Below are 10,359 nucleotides of genomic sequence, written 5' to 3'. Positions count from 1 at the left end.
CCGTCCGCTGCCTGCCCCTACCCCAGGGCGATCATGCCCCGCACACGAAGAAGCCCCTGCTCATCGAACAGGGACTCCCTTTGCCACAACGCACTAACCGAAGCGGTAGATGGACATTCGCAAGCGCGATGCAACCATCCCAGGAGCCCCGACCACCCCGACCACCGGAGCACGGCAAGGGTTTGCGCGTCATTTTTCGGGCTTGCACTGAAGCGCTCGGGTGAACTCTGAAGCTGAGCGTTGTTCACCTTCCCTTTGAATCGCAGGGGCCCTCGGGCCCATTTGCTTCGACATTGGTGCGCTGCCATTGACATGTCCCCTGAATCCCGCTCACCATCTCACAGCAGGGTGAGTGAATCTGTTTGATCTCGTTGAGGCTTGCATGATTTGTGGGGTCCGATCGTGGGCCCGATGGAGCCCTGCGCATGACTCCTTCCAAGCGGCGATGCGATTCCGGACGCGCCACCGCCTCGCCCACCCCCTGTGCAGTCGGCCGCGGTTGTTTCAGCCCCTTCCCGGTCGTCCCAACCCCCCTGATGGAGTCGACATGACCTCCTTACTCAGACCGCGATCACCTCCTCTCCTCCGCCTGCTCGCCGACCACCCCGAGCCGCAGCGCACCCAGCTCCTCGACTACCTCTTCAAGACCGGCTACGGCGCGGCATTGCAGACCCTCAAGCTGGAGGTCGGCGGCGACACCAACTCTACGGATGGCGCCGAGCCCAGCCACATGCACACACGCGACACAGTGGACTGCGGCCAGGGCTACCAGTGGTGGATCGCCGAGCAGGCCAAGGCCGTACGGGCGCAAAGAACTGGTGGTGGGGCAACGGCACGCCGGTCCACCTGTGGGACTGCAACGGCGGGCCGAATCAGCGGGACGCCGCAGACCGACGGCGGGCTCAAAGGCGTTCAGTCCGGGCGCTGCCTCGATGTCCCCGGCCTCAACACGACCAACGGCACGCAACTGGTGATCTGGGACTGCAACGGCTGGGCCAACCAGCGCTGGACTCTGCCCTGGGCCATCAAGAATGCCGGTGTTCCGGCCCTGGATCCTCCCCCCTTCCAGGGCCGACCGGCGGCACCCTCCTGACACGAAGACGGAGTAACCATGTTAGCTCCCCGCAGACTCGCCGCTGCCGTCATCGCCATGCTTCTGGCGCTCATCGGCGGCACCGTAGTGACAACGACGACCGCATCGGCGTCCCCGTCCGAGGCCACATACACGATCTCCATCGGGTCGAAGGGCACGTACGCGCACCCGACGGACACCCCGGCGAGCACCTACATCGACAAGGACGGCACGTTCTACTTCCAGCAGTCCGCCGCGCTGTACGACACGTCGGACCCCCGCTACTGGGACTTCTTCACCGGCACGAACTTCGAGGACGCCAAGCGCTCGTCCGCGATCAGCGACGCGGTGAACCCCGCCAATCCCAACGACAAGAACAACGACACGACCTGGCGGTGCAACAACAGCCCCACCGGCGTGGAGGCAACAAACGCGCCCGCTGGCTCACGCTTCTCGCAGCGCAACTACTGCGACCTGTCCGGCGTGTGGGTCGATCCGGACACCGGGGACTGGTACGGCCTGGTGCACAACGAGTTCACCCCGCGGCCCTTCGGCGACGGCAGCCACTACGACGGCATCGACTACGCGGTGTCGAAGGACCAGGGCAGGACGTGGAGCATCAAAGGCCACGCCATCACCTCTCCGTACAGCACCAAGCGTGGCGACAACCAGCAGTTCCCGCACCAGACGTACTACTACGGCGATGGTGACCAACGGCTGTTCGTCGACACCGCCTCGGGCTACTTCTACGTCTACTACGGCTCGCGGGTCGTGGAGAAGGGCGGTACCTGGAAGGCGTTCCAGGCGCACGTCGCCCGCGCGCCGATCTCGGCGAAGATGGCCCCGGGTTCCTGGCGGAAGTGGCACAACGGCTCCTGGTCGCAGCCGGGGGTGGGCGGCTTGGAGAGCAACATGGAGCCGGTGACGTCGTCGAACCCGACTGGTTACACCCCGGTCGAGCGCGATTACGACCCCGCCAACCCCGGCACCGCGGCGGAGCAGATCGAGGCCGGTGAACTCCCCCCGACGTCTCCGTTGTTCGTCATGAACATCGCCTACGACGCCTACCTCGGCCTGTACATCGGCACGCCCGAGGTCGTGAAGCAGCCCGGGCCGCAGCAGTACTACGTGACGGACAACCTGGCGACCCAGAAGTGGCACCTGGCCGGTGACTCCGGCAGCCACACGTCCAGCTCCTGGTACCGCTGGTTCCTCGACGGCGCCAACAAGACGAACTCCACCATCGTCGGCAAGACCTTCCGGTCGTACTGCGCCATCGCCTGCGCCACCTCCAGCGGCGAGTACACCAACGTCACCATCGACTCCAGCGAGCCCGCCAAGGCCCCCTTCGACCCGGCCCAGACCTACCGCATCGCCGGCGGGAACGGCCGGCTGCTGGCTCAGGTGTCCGGCAACTCGGCCACCACCTCGCTGGCGTCCGCCACCGGATCTGACCTGGAAGCCTGGTCCTTCGCAGGCAACGGCGACGGCTCGTACCGGATCACCAACGCCGCCACGGGACAGCTTCTGGGCGTCGCCAACACCTCCACCACGACCCGAGCCTGGGGAACCAAACCGACCGTGACCGCGGTCGGAACCGACGGTCCCACCGTGGGGCAGCAGTGGTTCATCATCCCCGGCACGTCCGCCGGTGGCGGGCAGGACGGGACGTACCGGCTGGTCAACCGCTACAGCGGCCTGATGATCGGCATGTCCGCCGACTCCGACCGCCTCGCCGAGACCACACCCGCCCGCCACTGGACGAACACCACGGGCAACCCGGTCGGCGGCTCACGCACCGCCGCCGAGCAAGCACTGACGATGACCGCGGTCGGCCCGACCCCCGGCGGCCTCAACGGCACGCACACCCTCATCACCAGGGGCAAGGCATTGGAAGTCCCGGACTACAGCAAAGAGCCCCGCACCCAGCTCATCACCTACACCAGCAACGGCGGAGCCAACCAGAAGTGGCGGTTCACCCTGCAGCCCAACGGCTCCTATCAGCTCGTCAACGTCGCATCGGGACTGTGCGCCGACGTCAGCGACGCCTCCACCGAGGCCGGCGCAAAGGTCATCCAGTGGACCTGCAACGGAGGCGCCAACCAGCGCTGGGTCGTCACCAGGCTGCCGAGCGGCGTCTACACCGTCGCCTCGGCGAACGGGGGACTGCTGCTCACCACCGCCTCGTCGTCCAACAAATCCCCGGTGACGCAGGAGACGAACACGAACTCCTCCCTCCAGTACTGGGCGATCGTCTGACACTCCTCGCACGGACAGATACAGGGCGGGGTCTCGCAGGTCGGGCTCTTCCGCGAGCAGATACCGGGCCTCGCGGAAGAGAGGGCTCACAGGGTTGAGGACGGTGCGGAAGACCCACTCGTCGAAGTCGTCGGCCTCGTTCGTGCGGCTCGCAGCGTGCGCCCGAGAGCCGGCGAGGGAGGCGTTGAACCCACCCGAGCCGGCGCCCGCCGAACGCTCGCGGGCTGACCGGCCGCTGGCGCGACCGCATGCGCCGCGGCAGGTCGGCAGACACAGCCACCGGTGGGTGGGCGGCACTGTCCCAGGCGAGGGATACACGGTCGTCCGTGAGTCCGCAGAACGCCGTCCAATCGACGTCAACTACCCTGGCCCGAGCCGCATAGACGTGTTCAAGATCCGGGGTGAAGGCCCAAACCGCAGGTCACCCCAGCACTGCGCAGACGCGATGCCCATTGCGCAGCCAGTGCGCACAGCGATCTGTGCACTGCGCAGGCCGCCGAGTCAGGAGGACCCGTGCGCGCGTTGCACATTGCCTCCGACACCACAGTCACGGAAATCGACTTGCCCAGGCCCGGTGCGACTCCGCGATCCGCGATCACATCGGAACAACCGGCGCAGTCGATCAAGGCTTGTACCACCGACGGGCCCTCCTGCACCTGCACGGAGATGGACACCGGAGCGGGCTCACGCAGAACATCACCACATGGGCCCTGGCAAGCGCCTGGCGAGGCATCACCCTGTACCCGATCCACGGGCCGGCCGTCGTCACCGGGCGTGCCCAGGACGGGGAAGCCGCCACCCTGGACGACGACCTGGCTCAGCACGCGCACGCGGTTGCGCAGACCGTACGGGAGACACTGGGGGAGTGGCACACCCGGCCGCCCGCGTCCAACGAAGCGGCCCTGAACGAACTGCTCGCCTACACGGCTCGCGACGTTGCCCCGCAGCGCGTGCGCGGCTGGGCGCATGTGGGCGAGAAGAAGACAGAGCAACCCGTGTCTTCGTGCTCACGCCACACCGGGGCCGGGGTGATCCCGGCCAGGTGATGAAGCCGTCGAGCATGCCAGGCTCGCGCAGCTGGGTCGGTCGGGGCGGGCGCCCAGCTGCTGAGCCGGCGATCCGTCCCTTTGTCACCGTGCCTGCGCCCGTTCACGGCCGGTACGCGAGCGGCCGAATCGCTTTACGGCGGCGGGGGCTTGCGCGGCTGAGGGTCCTGTGTTTCTGCGGTCGGTTACCCGGGCCGGGCAGCCCCTGGCGCATTGTGTGCGTGAGGCGTTACCCTCTGTGACGAGGGGCGGTTGCGTGCGACACCGACACCCTCGGGGGAGGGGTGCGATGGAACCTGTGTCGCTGATTGTCGCCGCGCTGGCGGCCGGAGCCGCGGCGGGCGTCTCCGATGCTGCCAAGGAATCCGTGGTCGCCGCCTACCGGCAACTACGGGAGGCGGTACGGGCACGGCTCGTCGGCCGTCCGGACGGGCGACTGATCCTGGAGCGTTTCGAGGAGCAGCCCGATACCTGGGAGCGTCCGCTGCGGGCCGAGTTGGCGGCGTCCGGAGTCGACGCCGAGGAAGCCCTGATCGCACTGGCCCGGCGCGTGCTCGCCGAGGCGGGCAGGGACGACCGGCAGGGAGCCAAGTATCAGACCCACTTTTACGGCCGGGTGGGCAACGCCGTCGTCGGTGACAGTGCGCACGTGGATATGACGGTCCACGAATCCGGTCCCGGACCCGATCAGGCCTGACGCGCCGATGCCATGGAGAGAGCGCAACCGGAGCACGTGGAGTTCCATGGAGCCGTCGAATTCGCCGTGATCGGTGACCACAACAGTGTGACCATCCACCAGGAGCCGCCCCGGCTTCCCGCTCCCTTCCTGGCTCCCAGCCGATCCTCCGGACTGCTCGTGGGCCGGGAAGCACTGCGGGACCGTATCCGCGGCCTGCTCTGCGAGCGTGCCGTGGCGCTGTGCGGGCTGCCGGGCGCGGGCAAGACTGCGCTAGCCCTGGACCTGGCCTACGATCAGCAGATCCGGGCGCGCTTTCCCGACGGCATCCTCTGGGCCGGCCTCGGCGCCCAAGGCAACGTACAGCGGCATTTGGCCGACTGGGGAGAACACGTCGGCCTGCGAAGCCAGGACCTGCACGAGCAGACCGCGGCGGGCTGGTCCGAGGCGCTCCACCGGAAGATCGGTCAACGGCGTTTCCTGCTGGTCGTGGACGACGCCTGGGATCCGGACGACGCACTCGCGCTGCAGGTCGGTGGGCCGAACTGTGCCCAGCTGGTGACCACCCGGTTCCCCGGTGTGGCCCTGGAGTTCGGAGGAGCCGTGCTCCACGTGGACGAGCTGGAGCCCGCCGAGGGCCTGCACCTGCTGGAGGCTCTGGCCGAGGAGACCGTACGATCGAACCGCGAGGCGGCCGCCCAACTGGTCGCTCTCGTCGGGGGACTGCCGTTGGCCCTGACGCTGATGGGACACCATCTGAGGGAAGCAGAGCTCGACGGGCAGCACGGCGTTAACGAAGCCCTTGCTCGGTTGCGGCAGGCCGAGCAGCGCCTGCGACTGGTGCGCCGCCAGGCCCCGAGCGCCGCACACCCCAGCATTCCCGGCGGTCTGCCGATCTCCCTGCTGGCCGTACTGGACCTCGGATACGCGAGGCTGCCCGCTGCCGCCCAGCAGGCTCTGCGCGACCTGGCGGTCTTTCCGCCGAAGCCCAACAGTTACGGCGCCGCAGCCGCACGGGCGGTCACCGGCGCGGATCCGGAGACCCTGCGCGCCGTCGTGCGCGCCGGGCTCATCGAGTCGGGCGGTGCGGATCGCCAGTTCATGCATCAGGTCGTGCACGATTACGTACAAGCCAAAGGGGTCCCGGTCGCGGTCGAACGCCGTATGGCCGAGGTCTACGTGGGCATGGTCGTTGAGGGGGCCGAAGGAGCCGGGGAGGGCGCCATGAGCAGCGAACAGTTCCAGGAGGAACTCGGCAACGTCCTGCAGGCGCTCGACCACGCGCACCGGCACGACATGCACGAGACCCTCCTCGCCGGCGTCGACGCGGCCTACCCCATGCTGATGCACCGTGGCCTGTACTCGGTGGCCGAGCCGCACCTCAAACACGCGCTTCGTGCGGCACGCGCGGTGGGCGACGCACGGGCCGAGGCCCGCACTCTCTTACGCCTGGGCAATGTCACCCTGGAGCGGGGCGATCTGCGCGAGGGAAGCCGGTACCTCGACGAGGGCATGCAGTGCGCGCAGCAGAACGACTCGGTGGGCGAGATTGTCGACCTGCTGCTGAAGATGGGCTGGGGCACCGGCATGCGGGGTGATCTCGAGCGTGCCCGGCGGCACTTCTCCGACGCCCTGATCGGGGCCGAGGGCGCCGAGGCTGTTCCGGCGCTCCAGGGCCTGGGCTGGGTCATGGGACTCCAGGGCAGGCACAACGAATCCGCCGCGCATCTGCACCGTGGACTCGAGCTGGCCAGGGAGAGCGGCCAATCCGACCAGATAACGGGACTGTTGCAGGTCAGCGGGTGGATGAGGGCCTTGGCCGGTGACTATGCCGCCTCCGCGGCGCACTTCGAGGAGTGCCTGGAGCTGTCCCGCACCCACCATCTGGACACCGACGAGGTCGACGCACTGCACGGTCTGGGCTGGCTCGCCACCGAGCGCGGCCACTACGCCCGCGCGCGCTCGCTGCTCACCGAGGCCCTGCGGCTGGCCCGCGAGCTGGACTACCACGAACGTGTCCCCATCATGGTCAACCTGGCACGGGTCATGGACAGGACGGGTGACCTGAACAGTGGCGGCCACCTGCTGCGCGAGGCCGAACAACTGGTCCGCGCTCACGACCGTCCCGAGAAGCTGAGCGACGCCCTGCGGGAACTGGGCCGGCACGAACTGGCCGCCGGAGCACCGGAAGCAAGCGAGCTGCACCTGCGTGAAAGCCTGCGGATCGCCGAACGGATCGCCATGCGTGGTCCGTTGGCCGGTGCCCTGGAAGCACTCGCGGAGTTCGAGCTGGCCCGGGGCCGCACCCCTGCCGCACGCGAACTCCTGCTGCGCGCCATGCGACTGGAACGCGGCAACGCCGCGATGCTGGCACGCCTGCGGCTGAGCCTCGCGACGACCTACGAGGCCGAGAATGACCTCGCCATGGCCGAGGACCTGTTCCGCGCGGCGGCCGCGGGCGCCGGACGCACCGGCCAGGATGAGCTCACCGCCCTCGCCCTGGCCGGCGCGGCCCGCGCGTTGGCCTCCACCGGAGATCCCCAGGACGCCCAGGCGCTGGGCGCAGAGGCCCTCGAGCGCTTACGGACCCTCGCCAGCCCGAGGGCGAACGAGGTCGAGCGGTGGCTGGACGGGTTTCGGTCACCCTCATGAGCGGGTGGTGACGCGGCTCGCGACATTGTCCCCAGCCAGTTGCACGCACTGCGCGGCCCGGCGCGCCCACGTCTACAGGACCTTGCGTACTGCCGTGTCCGGGCCGTTGAGGAGCTCGTTGATGAGCTGCTCGGTCTCCAATTCCAATGAGCAGTCCAGGGCCCGGTTGATCTGCTGGACGCGGGTGATGGCGGTGTGCAGGCCCTGCCGGTTCCCGGCCGCGGCCTCGATCCTGCACCAGTCGCGATACGACAGCTCTGCCGTGTCGTCGACGTCGAGGCCGGTCGCGACGGCCTGGCGGGCCACGCTGAGATCGTGGTGTGGGCCCGCAGGCGTGCGGTAGGTGGCCACGGTGTGTGCCACGTCGATGATCCGTGTAATCATCTCCTGCTGGTAGGGCTCGGCCCAGAGCTGTGGCTTGCGCCCGAACAGTGCCGTATGCGGCTGGCGACGTCTACTCTGGCGTAGCCGTCCCGGTGGCGTTCCCCCGTGCCACCGGGACGGCTTTCATACGGTCCAGCCCCGCCTGGCTGTCTTTCCGCGCCGGCACGGTCGATGGCCGGAGAAGATTTCCTTCACCTCGCGGATTGCGTAGCAGACGAGCACGTATCCGGCGGCTGGGTCGGCCCACCACCAGCCGAGTGCGGTGTTGAGGAGCAGCCCGAGCAGGACGGCTGCGGCGAGCAGGCCGTCGATCAGCGTCACGCGGCCCTCGGTAGTCAGTACCGGGTTGTCGAGCGCCGCTCCCGTGCGGGTCTTGCCGAAAGCGAGCGCGAACATCACGGCGGCGGTGATCGCGGTCCAGCCGATGCCCAGCGGTGAGGAGTACGGGTGAAAGGTGGTGGCCACTACCGAGGTGGACTGCACCAGCAGGTACAGAGCCAAGGCCGCGAAGCCGACACCGATCAGCCGCAGCGCGCGACGCTGGCGGGCTTGCCGGTGCCGGACAACTCCCAGACCACCACGACGGAGGCGCCGATTTCGATCAGGGAGTCCAGGCCGAACCCGGCGAGCGCGACCGGGCGTGCCGAGACGGCGGCCACAGCGAGGACCGCGATGCCGATCACGTTCCAGCCGATCAGGCTGTTCTCGGCGAGCTCGATCTCGGTCGCCTCGAAGGGCAGTCCGCCCAGGCCGAGCGGTGGGCCGGGGGGCAGTTCCAGGAAGCTGACGTCTCCGTCGGGCGTGACGACGACCGGCGGGGGGTGGCCGGCCCGGGCGAGTTCGCAGCGTTGCGTGACCGGGTCGTAGATGGCATACAGACAGGTCGCTCCGATGATGCTGATATGGCCCTGGTCGGCTGTTTCGTCGTCGGGTTCCTCCTCACCGAGGCGCATCACGAGGTCGTCCAGGTGGGCCAGCAGCTCGTCGGGGGGCAGGTCCATGTCGGCGAGTGTCTGGACCGCGGTGCGCAGCCGGCCCATCGTCGCGGCGGCGCTGATGCCGTGCCCGACCACGTCGCCGATGACCAGGCCGACGCGGGCGCCGGACAGGGGAATGACGTCGAACCAGTCTCCGCCCACGCCGTCCTTGGCGTCGGCCGGCAGGTACATGGAGGCGACGTCCACGGGGGTGCCGCCCTCCAAGAAGTGGGGCAGCAGGTTGTGTTGGAGTGTCAGGGTCGCGTTGTGTTCGCGGGTGTAGCGGCGTGCGTTGTCGACGCAGACGGCCGCGCGTGCGACGACTTCCCGGGCCAGCAGAGCGTCGTCCGGATCGAAGGAGGCAGGGTTCTGCGAGCGGGTGAATGTGGTAAGGCCCAGGACGGTGTCCCGCGCCCGCATCGGCACGGAGATGAGGGAGTGCATTCCGAACTCGCGTATGCGCGATGCCCTGGCGGGTTCTTGCACCGTCCATTCGGGACGGTCCGGGTCGATTACCGGTATGAGGACGGGGTCGCCGTTGACGAGGAGGCCGACGTCATGCGGAGGAGGGAGGAAGTCCACCCGGTCACCCACCTGGGCGACCGCCTCCGGGCAGCCTTCCCGGACGGAGCTCATTCCCGCCCGGCGCATGAGGGGCCGCGCGGCCGCCGGTCCCGCATCGGATAGCCACGCCTCGTGTCCTTGCGTGCTGAGGACCGACTCCAGAAGGTCGACGACGACGAAGTCGGCGAACCGCGGTACGGCGAAATCGGCCAGTTCCTGGGCCGTCGTCATGACGTCCAGGGTGCTGCCCACGCAGGCTCCGGCTTCATTGACCATGGACAGCAGCTGACGGGCGTTCCACCGACCGGTGACGTCGAGAACCATGTAGCAGACGCCCGTCACGGCGTCCTGGGCATCGACCAGCGGGAAGAAGGACGTCGAATAGGCATGCTGTCGATCCGGGTCCGCCCATGTCCAGCCCAAGTACTCGTAGTCGGCGACCGCCACACCGGTCCGCAGCACCTCGCGCATCACTTCTTCGAGGGTCTTGGCCTGCAGCCCGGGCTGCAGCTCGCTCAGACGCTTGCCCAACCGCTGCCCACGGGGCACCCCGCCGAAGCGTTCCAGGGTGTCGTTGATCCAGACGTAGCGGCAGCTCCGTGTCCATGACCGCCATGCCGACGGGCAACCGGGTTAAGAAGACATCTCATTTGGAGTGTTCGGTAGGGTCTCGGTGTGGGGATCGTTGAGCGGCTAGTGCCGGATGAGTTGTGGGAGTTGTTCCAGCGG

At 68.4% G+C, this 10,359-nt stretch carries 6 protein-coding genes and 3 pseudogenes; 6 read left to right on the top strand and 3 right to left on the bottom strand.

What is annotated here, in order from left to right; genetic code table 11:
- Nucleotides 1–586: 586 nt before the first annotated feature.
- From ACFY1J_RS45880 to ACFY1J_RS45855, 6 genes and pseudogenes are all read left to right on the top strand, one after another.
- Nucleotides 587–799: pseudogene (locus ACFY1J_RS45880) on the top strand (hypothetical protein); the annotation flags it as partial.
- Nucleotides 779–1,093, top strand: a complete 315-nt coding sequence (locus ACFY1J_RS45875; RefSeq protein WP_390713129.1) for an RICIN domain-containing protein — start codon at nt 779–781, stop codon at nt 1,091–1,093. The pseudogene ACFY1J_RS45880 and the gene ACFY1J_RS45875, both read left to right, overlap by 21 nt.
- A gap of 18 nt (nt 1,094–1,111) precedes the next feature.
- The gene (locus ACFY1J_RS45870) at nt 1,112–3,331 is read left to right on the top strand and encodes an RICIN domain-containing protein (RefSeq protein WP_390733290.1); all 2,220 of its coding nucleotides are present in this window, start codon (nt 1,112–1,114) and stop codon (nt 3,329–3,331) included.
- 629 nt (nt 3,332–3,960) lie between these two features.
- Nucleotides 3,961–4,377: a hypothetical protein gene (locus ACFY1J_RS45865; protein WP_390733289.1), complete on the top strand. Its 417-nt coding sequence runs from the start codon at nt 3,961–3,963 to the stop codon at nt 4,375–4,377.
- Between the two features lie 289 nt (nt 4,378–4,666).
- Nucleotides 4,667–5,074: a hypothetical protein gene (locus tag ACFY1J_RS45860; protein WP_390713112.1), complete on the top strand. Its 408-nt coding sequence runs from the start codon at nt 4,667–4,669 to the stop codon at nt 5,072–5,074.
- Between the two features lie 12 nt (nt 5,075–5,086).
- Nucleotides 5,087–7,705, top strand: a complete 2,619-nt coding sequence (locus ACFY1J_RS45855) for a tetratricopeptide repeat protein (RefSeq protein WP_390733288.1) — start codon at nt 5,087–5,089, stop codon at nt 7,703–7,705.
- A 72-nt stretch (nt 7,706–7,777) separates the two neighbouring features.
- Here ACFY1J_RS45855 and ACFY1J_RS45850 read toward each other — a convergent pair.
- The 3 genes and pseudogenes from ACFY1J_RS45850 to ACFY1J_RS45840 all read right to left on the bottom strand — a co-directional run.
- A pseudogene (locus ACFY1J_RS45850) lies at nt 7,778–8,134 on the bottom strand (hypothetical protein); the annotation flags it as partial.
- Between the two features lie 78 nt (nt 8,135–8,212).
- Nucleotides 8,213–8,590 (bottom strand): cation transporter, encoded by a 378-nt coding sequence (locus tag ACFY1J_RS45845; RefSeq protein WP_390713110.1) that lies wholly within the window; start codon nt 8,588–8,590, stop codon nt 8,213–8,215.
- 170 nt (nt 8,591–8,760) lie between these two features.
- Nucleotides 8,761–10,276 (bottom strand): annotated as a pseudogene (locus tag ACFY1J_RS45840) (SpoIIE family protein phosphatase); the annotation flags it as partial.
- Nucleotides 10,277–10,359 lie beyond the last annotated feature (83 nt).

Source organism: Streptomyces sp. NPDC001406 (genome assembly GCF_042895285.1).
In the GTDB taxonomy this organism is placed as follows: domain Bacteria; phylum Actinomycetota; class Actinomycetes; order Streptomycetales; family Streptomycetaceae; genus Streptomyces.
Note: the sequence above shows the minus strand (reverse complement) of the source record. Positions and strands in the feature narration are given on the sequence as shown.